The organism is Vibrio sp. 99K-1, assembly GCF_013114585.1.
Lineage (GTDB): Bacteria > Pseudomonadota > Gammaproteobacteria > Enterobacterales > Vibrionaceae > Vibrio > Vibrio chagasii_B.
This window is the reverse complement of the sequence record NZ_VTXF01000009.1, coordinates 73082-92346: the sequence shown is the minus strand read 5'-3', so window position 1 is coordinate 92346 and position 19265 is coordinate 73082. Positions and strand designations below refer to the sequence as shown.

The 19265-nt window shown below is 42.5% G+C and carries 14 protein-coding genes; 10 read left to right on the top strand and 4 right to left on the bottom strand.

The window, feature by feature from the left end:
* Positions 1–57: 57 nt before the first annotated feature.
* The 4 genes from F0228_RS09260 (at position 58) to galE (ending at position 5697) form a co-directional block, all read left to right on the top strand.
* Positions 58–2121: a TonB-dependent receptor gene (locus F0228_RS09260; protein WP_061030945.1), complete on the top strand. Its 2064-nt coding sequence runs from the start codon at positions 58–60 to the stop codon at positions 2119–2121.
* Positions 2111–2629 carry a YfiR family protein gene (locus tag F0228_RS09255; RefSeq protein ID WP_171762139.1) on the top strand — a complete coding sequence of 173 codons (519 nt, stop codon included), beginning with the start codon at positions 2111–2113 and terminating at the stop codon, positions 2627–2629. The genes F0228_RS09260 and F0228_RS09255 overlap by 11 nt, the downstream gene beginning before the upstream one ends.
* Positions 2629–4602, top strand: coding sequence for a diguanylate cyclase (locus F0228_RS09250; protein WP_171762138.1), 1974 nt, complete (start codon positions 2629–2631; stop codon positions 4600–4602). The genes F0228_RS09255 and F0228_RS09250 overlap by 1 nt, the downstream gene beginning before the upstream one ends.
* A gap of 81 nt (positions 4603–4683) precedes the next feature.
* Positions 4684–5697, top strand: coding sequence for a UDP-glucose 4-epimerase GalE (gene galE / locus F0228_RS09245; protein WP_061030942.1), 1014 nt, complete (start codon positions 4684–4686; stop codon positions 5695–5697).
* A 339-nt stretch (positions 5698–6036) separates the two neighbouring features.
* On the opposite strand, the gene F0228_RS09240 is transcribed toward galE, so the two are convergent.
* Positions 6037–8184, bottom strand: coding sequence for a TonB-dependent hemoglobin/transferrin/lactoferrin family receptor (locus tag F0228_RS09240; protein WP_171762137.1), 2148 nt, complete (start codon positions 8182–8184; stop codon positions 6037–6039).
* A gap of 226 nt (positions 8185–8410) precedes the next feature.
* Here F0228_RS09240 and F0228_RS09235 point away from each other — a divergent pair, with 226 nt between their 5' ends.
* The gene (locus tag F0228_RS09235; RefSeq protein WP_116870651.1) at positions 8411–9298 is read left to right on the top strand and encodes a LysR family transcriptional regulator; all 888 of its coding nucleotides are present in this window, start codon (positions 8411–8413) and stop codon (positions 9296–9298) included.
* Here the strand turns inward: F0228_RS09235 and F0228_RS09230 are convergent.
* Positions 9287–11971 carry a bifunctional acetate--CoA ligase family protein/GNAT family N-acetyltransferase gene (locus F0228_RS09230; RefSeq protein WP_171762136.1) on the bottom strand — a complete coding sequence of 895 codons (2685 nt, stop codon included), beginning with the start codon at positions 11969–11971 and terminating at the stop codon, positions 9287–9289. The genes F0228_RS09235 and F0228_RS09230 overlap by 12 nt on opposite strands.
* A 216-nt stretch (positions 11972–12187) precedes the next feature.
* On the opposite strand from F0228_RS09230, the gene F0228_RS09225 reads away from it, so the two are divergent.
* Both F0228_RS09225 and F0228_RS09220 read left to right on the top strand, forming a co-directional pair.
* Positions 12188–12751, top strand: coding sequence for an SPOR domain-containing protein (locus F0228_RS09225; RefSeq protein WP_008221412.1), 564 nt, complete (start codon positions 12188–12190; stop codon positions 12749–12751).
* A 179-nt stretch (positions 12752–12930) separates the two neighbouring features.
* On the top strand, positions 12931–13926 hold the full coding sequence (locus F0228_RS09220; RefSeq protein WP_171762135.1) for a D-alanine--D-alanine ligase: 996 nt from the start codon (positions 12931–12933) through the stop codon (positions 13924–13926).
* Positions 13927–14037: 111 nt separating this feature from the next.
* Here F0228_RS09220 and F0228_RS09215 read toward each other — a convergent pair whose 3' ends face one another.
* Positions 14038–15006 (bottom strand): tyrosine-type recombinase/integrase, encoded by a 969-nt coding sequence (locus tag F0228_RS09215; protein ID WP_171762134.1) that lies wholly within the window; start codon positions 15004–15006, stop codon positions 14038–14040.
* 100 nt (positions 15007–15106) lie between these two features.
* On the opposite strand from F0228_RS09215, the gene F0228_RS09210 reads away from it, so the two are divergent.
* From F0228_RS09210 to F0228_RS09200, 3 genes are all read left to right on the top strand, one after another.
* Complete coding sequence (locus F0228_RS09210) at positions 15107–15475, top strand: DUF3319 domain-containing protein (protein ID WP_008221406.1); 369 nt, start codon at positions 15107–15109, stop codon at positions 15473–15475.
* A 3-nt stretch (positions 15476–15478) separates the two neighbouring features.
* Positions 15479–15790, top strand: coding sequence for a stress response translation initiation inhibitor YciH (gene yciH / locus F0228_RS09205; protein ID WP_008221404.1), 312 nt, complete (start codon positions 15479–15481; stop codon positions 15788–15790).
* A gap of 1345 nt (positions 15791–17135) precedes the next feature.
* Positions 17136–18401 carry a GGDEF domain-containing protein gene (locus F0228_RS09200; protein WP_171762133.1) on the top strand — a complete coding sequence of 422 codons (1266 nt, stop codon included), beginning with the start codon at positions 17136–17138 and terminating at the stop codon, positions 18399–18401.
* Positions 18402–19101: 700 nt separating this feature from the next.
* On the opposite strand, the gene F0228_RS09195 is transcribed toward F0228_RS09200, so the two are convergent.
* Positions 19102–19254 carry a YoaH family protein gene (locus tag F0228_RS09195; RefSeq protein ID WP_008224757.1) on the bottom strand — a complete coding sequence of 51 codons (153 nt, stop codon included), beginning with the start codon at positions 19252–19254 and terminating at the stop codon, positions 19102–19104.
* Positions 19255–19265 lie beyond the last annotated feature (11 nt).

Sequence of the window (19265 nt, the reverse complement as noted above, 5' to 3'; positions counted from 1 at the left end):
ATATAGTTCATCCATCAACAAAGAAGAACCATTTTTATCTTTATATTAGGTGAACGCATGATTTCCCGCCCAATTAGCTTAGGACTAGCATTAACCACATCGGCCTGTGTGGTGGCTCAGGAGAACTCTTTAGATCAACTCATGTCGATGAGCCTTGAAGAATTGTCGATGTTAGACGTTGAGATGGAAACGGCGTCAAAAGTGACTCAAAAGCTCACGGACATTCCGTCGTCCGTGTATGTGCTTTCGAATGAGCGTATTCAACGTAGCGGTGCTAAGACCATTGCGGAAGCGTTGAAGCTCGTGCCGGGCCTTAAAGTCACTAAGTTCAACGAAACTTCATGGTTTGTATCTGCTCGTGGCTTTCATGATGGATTATACAACAAAATGCTAGTAATGATGGATGGACGAAGTTTATTTAGCCCAGTGTATGGCGGTACGTATTGGAGCGACGTTGACTATGTTCTTGCCGACATTGAACGAATTGAAGTATTAAAAGGGCCAGGAGGAACAATTTGGGGTGGTAATGCGGCTAATGGCGTCGTTAACATTATTACGAAATCAGCCAGTGAAACCCAAGGTACTTATATCTCAGGTCTTGCCTCGAATACTGACAATTATGAGTTCAGTGTTAGGCAAGGGCTTAGCTTTAACGCTAGTATCAATGCGAGAGCCTTCTATAAATACCGAGAAGAGCCAACGTATCGTTCTAATGAATCCGAGAAATGGAAAGCGCAGTCCGCTGGTATGGTGTTTCAACCAAGCGACAGTGATCAACAATGGTCACTAAGAATCGGCGGTGAAAAGAGCTTTTCCGAATCAGAGTTGTATTCAGTTCAATACGATAGCTCTGGTACGCTCGTTGATTACCAAGCTAATGATTTTGATAATGAAAGCCACTCTTTTTATCTGCAATTTAACGACTCACGAAGCATAAGCGATACCTCGACCTTCTCATATTCGTTGTGGGGGGAATACAATGAAGATAATGCACCGGATGCACCTGGGAGTTATACCACGGTCGATTTTGATTCGACGCTTATCAAGCAACTGTCGACGACTCATCAAATCACGGTTGGTGGTGGGTTGCGATACCTGTATCTAGATTTTTCGTCGAGTCAGGTTAACGAGGTTGATTGGTACAATCCTGATTACTACGGGCGTGCCTATGACGTAGAGAGCGCCAACGATTACATCGCCAATGCATTTATACAATCACAGGTACAATGGACTGAAGCACTGTCCGTTACCCTTGGTGCAAAGTTAGAGCATTTCACTCAAAATGACTCAACAGAGGTTTCACCTCAAGTGCGTGGGTTATACAAGTTGAATCTTAGCCATTCACTTTGGGCAGGGGTAAGTAAAGCGGTAGTCGCACCATCTTATATGGACAGCAATTCAGCCTATTACTTTAACAGCTACTATCCAGAGACCGGAGTTAGCTATTTGGATTTGTTTAAGCCAAACAACCAATTAAATAATGAAGATGTTGTCACAATAGAAATGGGATATCGATATACGAATAACTCTGATTTTGAGCTCGATGCAACCATTTACTTGAGTGAACACGATAACCTTCGTTTCCATAGTTATGATCCGAGCGACATTCCAGCTAATCATGTTTATGTCGGCACGCTATCGGATGATTACCAAGCGACAACTTATGGGTTAGAGGTCGGTGCGTCATATCAATTAACACCAGGCCTCAGCAGCTATTTCGGATATGCCCATTCGACATTAGAAGGTAAGCGTAAAGGCGATGATCCGAACTCAAGCGCTCAAACCAGTGTCTATTACGATATCGACAATCAACATTTAGCCACAGTACAACTCATGTGGAACATTACCGACAGCTGGCAATTTGATGTTATTGGGCAATACATCAACGTGAACTACCCAGATTACTGGGTTGCAGAAGATGGCACTCAATACTCATGGCAATCTTACCCACATGAACTCGTCTTTGATGCACGTCTAGCATGGAAAAAATCTCATGCCGCGCCATTGGTTGAAGTAGTTATTGAAAACATCGGAAAAGGCAGTGGCTACCAGGCTGAGCTCACTTCACCAAAGAGTGTTAATCAAGAGTCTGTTTATGTAAGGGTTTCTCATGAATTTTAGACGCTCAGCCAAGCGAGTCGTTTCGTGTATCGCTCTTGTATTTCCCTTCTTCACTGCTCTCAATATCGAGGCTGCAGGTTTCAAGCCTTATGAAGTGAAAGCGGTCTACCTCTTCAGAATTGCCAACTTTATTCAGTGGAATGATGAAAACTTGATGGATAAGGTTCACTTCTGTGTACTTGGGAACCAAAAAATAAACGATGCGCTTGTTTCCATTACTAACCAAAAGACGCTCCGTTCACTGCCAATCCAAGTCCACCAAACGCTAACGCCACAGTGCAATATCACTTATTTGTCTGATGTGAATGGTCAGCTAAATGAACAGATTTACTCACCGAATATGGTCACTATTAGCGATGACGACGATTTTACCCAAATGGGCGGCGTGATCGAGCTTATGCACGTTGACAACAAACTCAAGCCTAAAATCAATCTCACCAATGCTAAAAAAGGTAATTACATCATAGGCTCAAACCTCCTTCGTATCTCTGTAGTGGAGGGTAAATAATGCTGTCTTTCATCAATAATATCTCGATAAAAAACAAGCTTATCTTACCGATCATTCTGTTTGTATCGGTTGCCTTTGTTACTATTCAATCAATAAATTACACTGTCACGTTCGAGCGAGAGAAACAGAACCTGATACAACGTGTTAAAGTGCTTGCTCAAGGGGTTGCGTATAACCTGCAAGCTGCAATATTGTTCGAAGACAAAGCGTCAGCTAACGAAATCTTATCCGCATTTGTCGCAGACGAAGATATCGTTCGAGTAAAGCTATTCGACACTCAAGAACAGCTCTTTGCCAGTTATCAAATAGGGGGCTCGAATATTCCTAGGCCCACCAGCGAAGAGCGTGAAGATATCGCATCTCAACAATTTGCGATTTCAAAGCAGTACATCTATTTATTGGTTCCTGTGGTTCTCGACAACGAAATCATCGCAAATCTACGTGTCACCATTTCAAAGAAAACATTTGAGAAGATCTTAACCAATATTATTAAGGTCGCTGGGATCTATTTCGTACTGCTGGTTATTTTGGGCGCTGTGCTCGTTAAATTAATTCAACGCTTTATCATCGACCCAATGTTTGAACTCAACGAAGCAATGCAAGCGTTTGTGGAAAGACGTGCTGAGAAGCCAAGATTGGTTACTTCGAACAATGATGAAATAGGTGAGTTGGTTCGTGCATTTAACACCATGCTACAACGATTAAAGCAGCGCGACAGCCAGGTTCATTTTACGCTTGATAAATTACAAGAAGAGAAAGCATTTGCGAATGAAGTGATCGAAACGGTGCAACACTCTTTGCTGGTGGTCGATAGCAAAGGGGCGATCGTACATGCCAACATGGCAACACGCGATATCTTCAAGTGCAGCGAAGCATTTCTCGAAAGCCTATCCATACAAGAGCTTATTCAAACCAAGCAACAGGGGTTCTTAAAAGGGGTTATCGATTCCAATATTGAGCTGAATGACGAATTAATTGAAGCAACTGATCTATTTCATAATAAGCAATGGCTACAGATCAGCAGCCGATCTTTATCAAAGAATGGCAACACCTTGTTCGCGATCCAAGATGTGACCGACATTGAAACAGCGATGAGTCGCCAACGTATCGCAGCCGGAGTATTTGAAAACAGTAAAGATGGACTCATCGTAGTTAATTCATCCAATGTCATTACCATGGTTAACCCCGCCGTCACTCAGATGCTTGGTTATCACGCGGATCTGCTGGTGGGTAAAACTCCGTTCGAAGTTTTTTCTTGGCAACAATTCTCGTCGTTGATGCCAACTATTCGCACCTCACTAGAGAATTATGATCAATGGCAGGGAGAGGTATCGGAGAAAAACGTTTCAGGCACCATAGTTCCGATGTTCATAAAGGTTAACCGAGTCACGTCAGGCAACAACAAAGGCGCGTTCGATATGGTGTTAACACTATCTGACTTATCCAATGTCAAAGAGATGGAAAGGCTTGAGCATTTAGCTCATCACGATGCATTGACAGGCCTAGCGAACAGAGCGCAACTGTATAAATTTCTTGATGATGCTGTCTCATCGAACCTGTATTCAAACAAGCATTTTGCGGTCATTTATTTGGATTTAGATGGATTTAAACACGTAAATGATACCTATGGGCATGACGCGGGTGACGAAATCCTTAAAGAAGTCTCAAATAGGCTGTTATCTCAAGTAAGAGCCGGCGATCTTGTTGCTCGTTTGTCGGGTGACGAATTTGTTCTTATTATTAAACAAACCGACAAGATCTTGCTTGGCAAATTGGCCGAGCGCTTGTTGAGGCTTATTGAACAGCAAGTGAGTTATAAACAGCGCGAACTGCACGTAGGCGCTAGTATTGGTATTCATTTAGTCAAAGGTTCTGAAAGTAATATCGACGTAATCTTACAAATGGCTGATGAAGCCATGTATCACGCGAAACACCAAGGGAAAGGGCAATTTGTGTTCTCAAGTGATGTTTGATTGCGCTGTGGGGTGTGACCTCGCACTAAGTTGTTGTATCATAAGCGATAGATTGAGTATTCATAATTAAAAGGTCTAAACATGAATGTTTTAGTAACCGGTGGCATGGGCTATATCGGCAGTCATACAAGTATCCAAATGATCAACGCAGGTATGACACCTGTACTTTTTGATAACTTGTACAACAGTAAGCCAAGCGTTCTAGAGCGTATTGAAAAAGTGTCTGGCGTTCGTCCTATATTCGTTGAAGGTGACATTCGTAATAAGGCACTGTTAACTGAAACATTGAAGCAACACGACATCGAAGCCGTCATTCACTTTGCTGGCTTAAAAGCTGTGGGTGAATCAGTTGAGAAGCCTCTTGAATACTATGACAACAATGTAAACGGCACTTTGGTTCTCGTTGATGCAATGCGCGAAGCAAATGTTAAAACGTTGGTATTCAGCTCATCAGCAACCGTGTACGGTGACCCTGCAAGTGTGCCTATCACTGAAGATTTCCCGACTAGCGCAACCAACCCTTATGGTCGCAGTAAATTAATGGTCGAAGAGTGTCTCGCCGATTTCCAAAAAGCGAATCCAGATTGGAGCATCACGCTACTTCGTTACTTTAACCCAGTAGGTTCACACCCAAGTGGCGAACTAGGTGAAGATCCACAAGGTATTCCAAACAACTTGATGCCGTTTGTTTCTCAAGTTGCCGTTGGCCGACGCGAATTCTTATCTGTATTTGGTAGTGACTATCCAACTAAAGATGGCACGGGCGTTCGTGATTACATTCACGTTATGGACCTGTCGGATGGCCACATTGCAGCACTTGAGAAAGTAGGGCGCAAAGATGGTCTGCACATCTACAACCTGGGTACTGGCAACGGTTCTAGTGTTTTAGACATGGTTAAGGCGTTTGAACAAGCAAGCGGCAAAGAAATCCCATATAAACTTGTTGAGCGACGTGCTGGTGACATCGCAGAATGTTGGGCAGATCCGGCGAAAGCTCAGAAAGAGCTTGGTTGGAACGCAACCCGCACACTGACTGAAATGACCGAAGATACATGGCGCTGGCAGTCAACAAACCCTAATGGTTTCCCCGGCTGATCTAGTTGTTTCATGAATAATTAACTTATGAAAAGATGCTTTAGGGCATCTTTTTTGATCTAAATCGAATAAAAAGTAAATTAGTGGTTAAAAAGTATCATTCTGTATTCATTGTGTTACTATGCACACGAATTATATGTTTAATGTTAATTTTCTTTGGAGTTAATCATGGAACTAGGCCTAATCATCACTTTCATCATTGCTGCTGCGGTAATGGTAAAGAAAGAAATGGCAGAGAAGTAATTTCACTTATTCCTTTTTGATACAATTTTTAGTGAAATAGATAAAAGCCAGCATAAAGCTGGCTTTTTAGTTTCTGCAATTTAAGTTTGTAACGAATTAGAATTCGTACTTAGCTGAAATACCGTAGTTTCTTTCAGCTTGAGAGTTCTCTTTGTAAAGCTCATCATCGCCGCGAATATCATTCCAACGGTAGTACTCTTCGTTAGTTAAGTTGAACACGCCACCACGAATAGTCAAATCTTTCATTGGTTTGTAGTAAGCAGTTAAGTCAACAACCGTTGCACTTGGAAGTTCAGCTTGACCAGCATTACCGCCATTCTCGTCATCAAAGTTGATGTCTGAGCCAGATTTATCAGCCGTGTAATTTAACTTAAGGCTTGTACCCCAATTTTGGTTCGGTGCATCGTAGTTCAGACCTAACACAGCGTTCCATGGGTTAACACTGTTTAGTGCATTACCGTTTCCATCTTCACCCTCAGTGTAAGATGCCACGAAATGAGTAGAAATACCCTCTGGCGCACCCACTAACACATCCCAAAGTAACCTGTTCGAGAACTCAACACCCTTGATTGTCGCTGACTCTAAGTTAACGTTAGAGTAGTGTGTCGTACCGCCGGTTTTTTTCGTTACTACAGTTTCAATGAAATCATCGTAATCACTGTAGTAAGCTGCAATCTCAGACGATGAAGCTTGCGTGTTGTGACGGTAACCAAGCTCGTACGAGATACTTGTTTCTGACTTAAGGTCAGGATTCGGATCATTTACGTAGCCGTGACCAGGGTTGTCGTATGTGTAGTAGAGTTCATCAAATGACGGGGCTCTAAAGCCTTGGCTAATTTGACCAAATACAGTACCTGTATCTGTTAGTTTGTACGTTGTACCTAAACGACCTGTTACTGCAGAATCTGAGAAGTCAGTTAGAGATTCGCCAGTGTTTTTACTAGGGTCTGTAGAGAAGTAGTCGAAGCGAACACCAGGAGTCACAACCAGCTTATTGTTCATTAGGCTGATTTCGTCTTGAACAAACAAACCAAACTTCTGCTCTTTCGCATCAGGCGTGTACACGTAAAGCTGATCGTCAGTCGCTGGATCTGAGTTGTACTCCATATTGGTGTTGCTGATGTCACTATGTGTATAAGTCGCACCATAAACTAGGTAGTGATTGTTAATCTCTTTGTCTAGTTGCGTCTCTATCTCAAGCTTATCTTCGGTGTAATCATAATCTTTGGTTTGAAGGTTGTCGTTATTAGCAGGAACGTAAGGAGGGAAACCTGGGCCTGCAGGCTTAAAGCGTTTCGTAACACCGTTCTCTTCTTTAGAAATGTACGACACTTTACTCGTCACTGTGTCAGCAATCGCGCCGTCTGCAAACCAAATGTGCTTGATTGCGAATCGGTTTTGTTTCGTGTCATCTTCACCAGTGTAGCTATCATAACTAGAGTGGTAGATGTCTGAATCAGAGGTATCTTTAATGAGCTCTGCTAGAAACTCAATGCGATGGCTTTCATTCAATTGGTATTGAAGTTTAACCAATAGATTATCTGCTGATGTGTCTTGATTTTCTACTGCGTAGTTCTCTAAATCACCCGAGTTACGGAAGTTTTGAAGCTCTTCACCATCACGGCGAGTGTAAGCAACCAGAGTTTCTAAATCGCCAAAACGATTAGCTAATGCAACATGTTCGCTGAACGAGTTATCTTCAGAAGAGTAAGACAGTTTAGCTTGACCACCGAAGTCTTCACCATCTTTCAAGAAGTCAGAGGGATCTTTAGTTTCAAACGCCACAACACCGCCAATTGCGTCACTTCCGTGTAAACTTGAAGCTGCACCTTTGATGATTTCGACACTCTTCAACATATCAGGGTCGATAGAAATACCACTAGAATTGATAAATGCATAAGGACCACCGTCAAATGAACCAGGTTGCGATGAACCGTCGACTAGAATCTTAACGCGTTTTCCTTCCATGCCACGGATATTAATAGTTTGTGCACCTTGGCGTGAACTTGAGTTCATCGTTACACCAGGCGTGTACTCGAAAATCTCGTCGACATCTTTTGCCATATTCTCTTCGATTTGCTTATCAGAGATTACGGTGACTGAAGCTGCAGTATTGATAAGTGTTTGATTCGTACGAGTCGAAGATACAACAACCTCGTCAAATAGGGCATAATCTTCAGCTAAGGCTGAGGTTGATGAAAGCGCTAAAACGATTGAAGCAGAGAGTAGGGATTGCTTATACATCTGATAGTTACCTTAATTCCATAGTATTATCTTGATTTCGCGAAAGATAATATTGGATCTAAATGATAATTACTATTATTTGCATTTCAATTTATTTGTAGTTTTGTCATTAAAAGCTCACTTAAACCGTATAACTCATTGTATTAAAAGACCTTTAATGGTTCCATTTATCTGGTGAATGCTTCCATTTTTGTGATCAAAATCTCATTTATAAAGTAGGGAACTGATGCATAGCCCAATAACACTTGAAGCGTTACACATCCTAGACGCCATCGATAGACGTGGAAGTTTTGCTGCTGCGGCCAATGAAATGGACCGCGCGCCTTCGTCACTCAGCTACCAAATTCAAAAGCTTGAACAAGACTTAGATATCATGATTTTTGACCGTTCAGGTCACCGTGCAAACTTCACGGAAGCAGGGCAATTGATACTTGAGCAAGGCAGAGTAATTCTTGGTGCCACAGAGAGGCTGGTAAACGAGGCGAGCATTCTAGCCAATGGTTGGGAATTGGATTTGACCATTGCCTTTGATGGCATTATCCCAATCGCTAACTTCTTCCCACTGGTTGATGAGTTAGGGAAAATCAGTAAAACACGGGTACGTTTACAAGAAGAAATTTTGGCGGGGTGCTGGGAATCGCTGTCAGATGGTCGAGCTGACTTACTGGTTTGCCCAAAGGTAGACACCATTCCCAATGACATGAAAAGTGACGTAATAGGAAAAATGGAAATGGTTTGGGTAGCAGCATCCAACCACTACGTACATAAGCGCTCTGGAGATTTCGATCAAAAGGCTAGAGAAAGTTACAGGGTGATTGCAATTGCAGATACTGCACGCGATCAGCCAGCATTAAGCATCAATATTTTAGAGAAACAACCACGCTTGACGGTGACGAGCTTCCCAGCAAAAGTAGAAGCTTTAACTAGTGGGCTCGGCATTGGTACCTTGCCGTGTAGCGTTGCTAAACCTTTGATCGAATCTGGTGTTTTAAAACAGATTGCAGGGACGGAGCCGCAACCGATCGACATTGTGATGGCTTGGCGACGCAACAAAATGGGCGACGCCAAATCTTGGTGTATTCAACACCTTAAAAAAACATGGTCACTCAAGTAACGGAAGCACCATATCTGCTGTGCCGTCTTCAAAACAGATATCTAGCTTGAAACCCAGTTTTTGAGCTAGTGTCAGCATCCCTCTGTTGGTTGGCATTGTCATTCCCGACATCTGTTTAGTCTGCTTAGCACGGCAGTAATCAATAACCTTAGTCATAAGGATTCGACCTAAACCAACGCCTTTTAAATCAGAGCGAATCAATATCGCGAATTCTGCATCCGTATTCTCTGGGTTAATCAGCGCGCGCGACACACCGATAATGGCAGGAACCCCTTGCTCTTCACGCACAACAACAAAAGCAATCTCTCTATCGAAGTCAATCTGAGTGAAATTAGCTAACGCTTCATGATTGAATTCACCCACATCACTAAAGAAGCGTTTGTAGAGATCCTCTTTAGACACTCGGTTAATAAAGTCGGCATGAAGTGGTTCATCTTCAGGAAGAATAGGGCGTAGCAACACTTCTGTACCATCTTTTAACTGGATACGTTCTTCAAGCTCCACGGGGTATGGGCGAATCGCCAGCCTTTCTTGCGGATCACCTTCGTAGGCTTTCAATACAATATCTGCATCCAATATCGTGAACTTATCGCCATTCGCAAGTACTGGGTGTATATCCAGATCATGTATTTCAGGGCAATCAACCACCATTTGTGAGATACGAACCAGCAACTCCGACAAGCCTTCTATGTCGATAGGGTTAGGAAGCTTCTGTAGACGAATCTTGCCACTCTTTATCGCTCGAATAATCAAATAGCGAGCCAGTGTCATATTCAGTGGTGGGAACGCTGCAGCCGCATCAATCGACTCATCCCATTCCGAACCACCTTGACCGAGTAGAATAATAGGACCGAATGTTTCATCGGTTGTGACTTTCACGCGAAGCTCTTGTCCGCCAGCAAGTTTCGCCATGCCTTGTACCAGCAAGCCATGGATATGTGCTGTAGGAAACGACAGTTGAGAGCGATCAAGAATCGCTTGAGCCGCATTTGCGACTTCACTGCTGTTTCTTAAATTAAGCATTACGCCTTGAACGTCAGATTTATGCGCGATATCTGGAGAGCGGAGTTTAACTGCGACAGGATAACCAATCGTTTCTGCAATATGTACCGCTTCACTAGGATCTGAAGCGATCCAAGTAGGCAGCACATCTAGGTTGAAGTGTTTGAAAAACTGACTGTTTTGATGGGTATCAAGGCTAACTGTATCTTTATCCAGTAATTGGCGTTCTATCCAATTTCTGGCATCGGCTAAATCTTCAATATGGACTTTCTCAGCCGTGGTTGGCGTCTCCATAAGCTGACGTTGGTTGCGTCGGTACTCGACCAAGTGCATGAATGCGACCACAGAGCTCTCTGGTGTTCGATAGGTTGGAATACCAGCTTCAGTGAACAGCTTTCTAGCAGGCCTTGCCGTAAGCTCACCAGACCAATTGGTAAGAATATTGAATCGCTTATGGCGAGGGTGCTTTTTAATCGCTTCGATGATGCGCTCAGCAGTTTGAGCAGAGTGTGCGATAGCAGAAGGGCTATGCATGATGAGAATAGCATCTGCCTCATCACCATCGAGCAGTGTGTTAATCGTATCAATATAACGCTGATCACCTGCATCACCCACAATATCGATAGGATTGCTATGTGACCAACTTGAAGGCAACACCTTGTTCAGCTTATCAAGTGTCTCTTCTGAAAACTCTGCGAGCTTACCACCGCGGTCAAATAGGGTGTCCACCGCCATAATCGCAGGGCCGCCCCCGTTGGTAACAATAGCTAAACGCTCGCCACGCAAGGGGACTGAATGAGTCAGTGTTTCTACCGCAGCAAACAGTTCATGCAAATTCTTAACTCGTAGCATGCCGCTGCGTCGGATTGCGGAATCATAAATAATATCTAATGTGTCGACACCGCCAGTGTGAGCCATTGCTGCGGCTCTGCCTTTCGCCGTTCGACCACCTTTCAACACCAAAATTCGGCGGTTACGCGAAGCCGCACGCGCTGCAGAAATAAAGCGCCTCGCATCAGTAATGCTGTCTACATAAAGCAATATCGCTTCGGTGTGAGAGTCGGTGCTGAGGTAATCCAATAACTCCGAGAATTCGATATCGCTGCCATTGCCTATAGAGATAAACGCAGAGAAACCGATCTCTTTGTCATTAGCCCAATCGAGAATAGTGGTACACACAGCTGCCGACTGAGAAACAAAAGCGATCTTACCGGGTAATGCTGTCACTGGAGAGAATGAGGCGTTCAAATTTAACCAAGGGACAATTACGCCCAAACTATTAGAACCCAACACGCGAATGCTGTGTTTTTTGGCAATCGCTAGGCATCGTTCATCATACGTCTCACCATTATCGCTTTCTTGCTGCATGTCGGAAGAAAGCACAATGACAGAGGCAATCCCTTTCTCAGCCAACTCTTCAAAAATGGCGACATTGCGTGTCGCGTTGGTACAAAGAATCGCAAGATCAGGGACGATCGGGAGCGACAAAATGTTTTTGTAGGAAAGTACACCCGCCACCGAATCATATTTGGGCGTAACTGGCATTACCGCCCCCTTAAAATCCCCATGCAACAGATTATTCATAACAATGTATCCCGCTCGGTTTTCACGTTGAGAAGCGCCAACAACGGTAATCGAACGGGGTTTCAGTAGGGGATCAAGATGATTCATAGACATATCCTAGCAATGCACGTAAGTTCATCGTAACTTACTTTTCGATAACAGGTTGATGGCAAATTCACCGAATTAAGATGAATAAGCAAACACTGCATTAAGTTTGTGAAATAGGTCACCCACTAATGGTGTATAATCTCAAAGTTAACTTGATTCTAAACCGACGTATCGGCATGATTTATAGTAATTATTATTAAGGATATAGAGCTTTCCATGAAAAAAATTGCAATTGCGACTTTGCCACTGCTCTTGGCTGCGTGTGTATCTGAAAACTACATCACGGATGTGACTTCAGATAGTTATCAAGAAGAGTACAAAACTGCCAAAGTTGAAGCTCCAGTTGTGTCTCAATCACAGCAATCAGGCGTTGTTGAAGAGAATGTTGTTAACGTTATCAGAACAGAACCTGTTGAGCAGAAAGTCACTCAAACAACTCAGGCTAAGCCAGTTGCGGCAGTGAAAGGTCCAACTAAGAAGCAACAAGACATGAACCAGCGTTTTGGTTACACAGTTCAAGTTGTTGCGGTTGGCAGCCAAAGTAAAGTCGACTCTTTCGTGAAAATGCTACCAACGACTTCTCAGCCAGTTTGGGAAAACTACAAGATGGTCAACGGCACTAAGTGGTTCACAGTACTTTACGGTGACTACGCAACACGTTTAGAAGCAAAAAAGGCGATCTCAACACTACCTAGTTCACTTAAAAACTTGAAGCCATTCGTGAAGAGTATTGATGATATCAAGAACTCTGAATACCCAACGCTTAACAAGTTAAACTAAGTTTTGAATCATAAAGAAGGAGCAAATGCTCCTTCTTTTGTTTTATGACGAACCGTTTTGTCTAATAGTTAATCGCTCGATCTTTCGGACGCAATTTTAACAATCAAAACACTGTACCTATCTCGACTTTTGTTTATCATTGAAGTCAGTATTCCTAGTTTCAAGGACCGAATTTACCCATGAACACCACAAACATTCTTCTTCTATGCGGCGGTGGATCTTCAGAGCACGAAGTGTCTTTAGTTTCAGCCAATTACCTTTTTGATCAACTTAAGAGCGTTGAAGACTTTAACGTTGTAAGAGTTGAGATTAAGAGCGAAGGCTGGTGTCTAGATTCGGGCGAATTAGTATATCTTGATATCAATAATCAAACGCTACGTGGTGATGATCTAGAATCAAAAGTTGATTTCATCGTACCTTGTATCCATGGTTTCCCTGGCGAAACCGGTGATATCCAATCACTGTTTGAAATGGCAAAAATCCCGTACCTAGGCTGTGGTTCTGAAGCTAGCAATAACAGCTTCAACAAGATCACCTCTAAGCTTTGGTATGACGCGTTGGGTATTCCAAACACGCCGTATTTATTCCTATCTGACAATACAGACGAAGCTCATTCACAAGCAACTCAAGCTTTTGAAAAGTGGGGCAAAGTATTCGTGAAAGCGGCACGCCAAGGCTCTTCTGTTGGCTGTTATCAAGTCAACCATATTGAAGACTTGAGCGAAGCTATCAACAAAGCATTTACTTATTCAGATCAAGTGCTTGTTGAAAAGTCAGTGGTGCCAAGAGAGCTGGAAGTTGCGGCTTATGAAATCGACGGAGAGCTGCACATCAGCAAGCCAGGCGAGGTGATTGCACCGAATGGCGCATTCTACTCTTACGAAGAAAAATACAGCGCAGATAGCCACTCGATCACAGAAGTTGAAGCAAGTAATCTTACTGATGAACAACGTCAACTGATTGCGGACAGCGCTCGCAAAGTGTTTACACAAATGAAGCTTCGCCACTTGTCTCGCATCGACTTCTTCTTAACACAAGATAACGAAATCTACTTAAACGAAGTGAATACCTTCCCAGGTATGACACCAATCTCGATGTTCCCAAAAATGGTAGAACACGACGGGCATAAGTTCGCTCAGTTCCTAGAAAACTGCGTAAGAACCAGCCTTTCTTAAGGGTATTTTCGAAATTTTTGTATAACAGATTAACTATAAAAAGCGGCTCGGATTTCTCCAAGCCGCTTTTTTGTTTGCGATGTTTTCAGTCTACTGCCGACCTAATGTCGCTTATTGCCACGGTGTTAACGCTTTGAACTTCATTTTCTCGCTCTCTGCCGTACCAGCATATCCAACGTACTGGGCTGGCATCGCAGGGCTAAGCCAACGTCCGAAGTCTTGTATTTCTCTCACGTTAAGCCCTTGTTTTGATAGCTCTTGTGCCGCGCCAACTCGAATCGAATTACCTGAAAAATGGTGATTGTCGGCTAAACCAAGTAAGTCACTTGCACGCCTTAAAATCCGATAGATCGACGAATCATCTAATGGTTGTAGGCCGATGTTTTCGTGCTTATCAATCGCCCGGAACACAGGTAATTCCTCTTCCAAACCAGTAAAGCTCAGCCAGCGCTCAAGCGCAGAACTTGCAACTGGTGAAAGCTTGTATATCAAGTCCTTGATTGTGATTTGATAGTCATGATCAATACTCTCCACATCACTCGCCGATAAAGACTTGAGTTCAGAGCGCTTCAACGCACATTCGAACATTACGTTATAAATCGCTATGTCGCGGATCTCTTTTAGTGTCGCTTTGTCATGTGAAAGTAACGAGTTCAATTGAGTAAGGTGTGAAGAAGTCATCGCGTTTGTCTGCTTAGCATCACCAGCCATTCGAGCTTGCAGATGGAACAAGGTAAAGCGAACTTGTCTATGCTTAATAGGGTTGGCAAAGTTGAGTACAGTGTGCAGCAAGCTAAGCGTTGCAGTGTAACGTTTTAACGATGCATACTTTCGTTCACTAGACTCCGTCTCAAGAAAACGACGAACAGCCGTAATAGAAGCAGGGAGTGTATTGATTCGATGTTTGGTACAAAACGTGTGGTAGCGATTCCAATCACTGTAGATACCCAGCAGTGAATTATGAGAATACTGGAAACCTGTTAGCTCATCGATAATTTCAACGGTAACGTTGCTGTTTAATTTTTCAACAAACGAATTAATTATCACAGAGTCGGTTAAAATAGGGACTTTTTTTCTCAAATTACCGTACCTCGACAGGTGTTTTTGCCATATTATGCTTGCTATCATTATTAGTATACTTATGATTAATGCAGTGAAAACAAAAAGATGATCAATAGATATGGCTAATTCAATTTACCGAGGGATCCATCTCCAATCGACGGATGCCACGAACACAATTTGGCGTACCAAGTTAAAAAACCACGTTATTCAAGGTAACTTAGCTGCCGTGAAAAAGAGTATCGATTGGTGGATTGATACTGCATCTATTATTGACCCAAAAGAGTTCACAGCGTTAAGTAAGTCTAGAGGGACCGGTGGCCAAACTGAAAACTTCAATGGTTACCAAATCAAAAATGACACTGGTGAGCCGAATGCGTGGTACTGCATGTTTAACGGACGCCTTATTAAAGGCGGAAAGATTGCAATACAGCGTCATATAGAAGCTTACTTACTCGCTAAACAAAAAGCAGAGCAACAAAAGAAATAAATTATGAGCCTAGTATATTCAACAGAAACAGGTCGTATCAAACCTGAAGAAGAGAAAGTCCAACGTCCTAAAGGCGATGGTATCGTTCGAATCCAAAAAGAAACCAAAGGCCGTAAAGGCAAAGGCGTTTCTGTCGTAACTGGCTTAGATCTAGATGACGCACCATTAAAACTAATGGCTGCTGAACTTAAGAAAGTTTGCGGCTGTGGTGGCTCAGTAAAAGATGGTAACATCGAAATTCAAGGCGACGCGCGTGACAAGATCAAAGCGCACCTTGAAAAGAAAGGCTACAAAGTTAAATTTGCTGGCGGTTAATCTCTAACTAATACCAGGGTTAAAATCGAAGATTATTATCACTGGATATTAGGTATTTTATGGTAAATAACCATTATGGTTAAATACACAGTATAATTCAGAGAATATCGACACAATACTAAGGCAGGGCATCACACAAAGAGTTCTGCCTTATAAACAATAAATTCAATTTAACATAACGTACATAATACGCAGTTATGGACATTGAAATCTGGGAGACTTATTAGCCTTATCCCTGGCAGATTTTACATACGCGCTGCTTAATTTCATTCGTTTAAGCACTTTTGGATTTGGATACACGTTAGCTCCATATAATTCACTCTATTTTCATTACGCCAGTAAAACAACCTTATAGGCTCTAAACCCAGCGCACCTGTTCAAGTCGCCTTTAACACAGTTTCTAATGTTAGAACCATTGCATTACTTTGTTCACGAAACAGAAATTCTCATCTGATGTTAACCACTGAATTTTAAAAACGTTCAATTCCTCCTAACTTACAACAATGGCTAAAGATTCCTGTGTGTAAACTTTGTAAGTTATCCTGCTGTTGTGCTTTCAGATTTCACATACGCGAATGCTTCAACTATATAACAAAATCTACGTACTTAATTTTATCCATTGTGATGCAATGCTTCCTGCGCTTGGTTGTTTCAAGCTTTAACAGCGGAGACGCCTACTATACCAAAGCTATCTACGAGCACATTTGAGTCTACAGGTTTGAACACACTCTTTGGCAAACTGCGCTTCGTACTACCTGTACCTATGAACATGCGGAGACTTAAGATCTTTAACCTATCCATTACCAGATCTCGTTTATCACTCGCTATTAGCTCTATGTTCAACGTGACCAGCGCTCAAATCTACAAAAATCGGGCTCCGATCGTGTATAAGCGCCAACAATTCAAGTGTTTGTTTAGTGGTTATCTTCATACGTTCTACTACTTACTCACTAAAGTTACACACCTTAAAAGTGACAGTGCAACATTGTTGAATTAGAACTATTGAACAGTTTGCTGATGGTCCGCTACTTGGCGAGCTCATAAAGGACGTAGATTCGCTCTAATCACGACGAACAAATCCACTTAAAATTTAACTGTGTATTTATACAGTTAAATTTATCTAGCCATAAAAACGGCACTTACTGAGTAAATTACATTCAAAATCAATGCTCTGCGTTCAATTTTTAAACTTCATCTTGGTCTAATGGCGCAGTTTGCTGTATAACCGTCACTTCTAGAACAGTTTTAGGCATAGCAATTCCAACGATACTAATACTCTAATCTTCGATTACGCCACTCTAAGGCATTTCGTATTAGGTTCGAATCACGTGTACGGATTAACATCATGAGCGACAAAGCATTCCGCAAACTCAACATATTCCTCTCGATTTTTTGCTTGGCAATCACCCTATTGTCGCTAGTCTCTTTTGATAAACTAATGAACAAGAGCTACGTCATTAGTCCAGACAAATACCCTACACTCGCCAATACAGACAGAGATCATGATGGCGGTACGGCGGCCTCATTATACCAATCAAATAACGGAATTGAGTTACAGTGTGACTTTAAGCGAACCTACAGCAAGCCTTTCTGTGAGGTTGAATTCGTTATATCGAAAGAAGGAAAAGGGTTAGATCTCTCTACGTACGACTCGGTAACCATTAACATGGATTACAAAGGACAAGAAAACCCAAGATTTCGCTTCTACATTCGGAACTACGACGAAGGTTATAGTGTGAAAGGCGATGCCATGTCTAACAAGTTCAATCGCTTAGACTTCTCGCTACCTGACGCAAGCCACATTGACTTAGGCTACTTCAACGTCCCTTTCTGGTGGATTGACCATTATAACCGCCCTGTCTCTGATAGCGCGGTAGACATCACGAACGCAGTATCTGTTGAACTAGGGCTTGGTGCTAGCACGCTTGCTGGACATCATACACTTAATATCTCGAGCATTGTGTTCCACGGTAAAATCATCAGCAAGGCTTTACTCGGTGAGCTCTTAGTTGGGCTATGGGTAATATATGCCGTCTACTATGTCTGTTGTGCTCTACATATCGCTCGACGAAACAAAAGGCGCTTAGCACAGCAACAACGCCATCTAACCCAAGAGATTGAAGAGTTAAAGGTAAAGGCCACAACAGATCCGTTGACTGGCTGCAGAAACAGAACCGAAGCGCTAGATACCTTCTATGATTTCGAATGGTTAGCACAACAAGGAAAAATGATTCACGTCGCGTTGTTTGACTTAGACCATTTCAAACAGATTAACGACCAGTATGGTCATGAAGTTGGTGATAAGGTTCTCATCCAATTTGTTACTACCGCAAATGAAACACTTGGCGAGCATTATTTGCTTTATCGCTGGGGTGGTGAGGAATTTCTACTCGTTTGCCTAGAACAAACAACGCTACAGTGTCACGAATCAATCGATAACTTGTACCTTGCAATGGACACAAAGGTATGGCCGAACGCGCTGACTGTCACAGCTTCTACTGGTATCACACAGCTTAAGCAGAATGAGTCGATACGTTCTGCAATTAAACGTGCAGACAAAGCGCTGTATGAAGCAAAGAATAACGGACGAAACCAAGTCGTGACGTTTTGATTCCACCTCTTCGTTTTTCACCTGCGCGTCTCTAAGTACCTGTAAGATTGCGCCCAGCCAACTAAGTCCCTTAATGCTCGCCGCTTTTGCATGGCAAGTCTTCGAATCTACCTGCTCACTCTAGTGGCTGTGAATCAACTTGTTTTAAGTTCAAGCCACACACTTAAATAAATCACTATCCACCTCAACAAAAACCTTGCATTTGCCGCACTAAATCCCCCTCAGCTAATGCGTTCTGCTGCACTTGAAGTATGCGTATTTAAGCCTAAACAGCGATAGATGGACAGATCTGTCGCTAGGTATCTTAGTATCGGTGCTTGTAACGAACACTCCCACACTCAAACTACAAAACCTTACTCATTAGGCTTACCCTAATCTATTCGCTAATTGAAGTCACAGCGTCACGATCGTTGAAAAAGCTCAAATATTAAACAACTTACGCCTAGTGACATAAATGCTGACACCAAAAGTGCCAGTTGTTTAACTTTCAGATCCTGTTGTAATTTAATTACAGTTAGGAACCAAAAAAGCCCTTAAAGTTGATTACTCTGATGTAACTTACTGAATAAACTTAACTTAAGCGTTTTGGATAGGTCAAAACTGAGGATGAATAAAGTGTTGGTATGAACGAGAGAATATACTAGAGGGTAATATATTTAGTTATAGTGCATTAGATGGGTAAAAAAGAAGGGCCAATGCCCTACTCTTCTTTATTACTCATTTCTTCACGAATTTGCTCAGCAACGATTTTGATAGCTTGTGCTGTGCTGACACCTTGGGTCATCATTTCTTGAATTCGCTCAACAGCTTTCTGTTGCTCTTCGTGAGAAAGGGTTGGTAAGTCGTTTAGCATGCTCTGCTCCT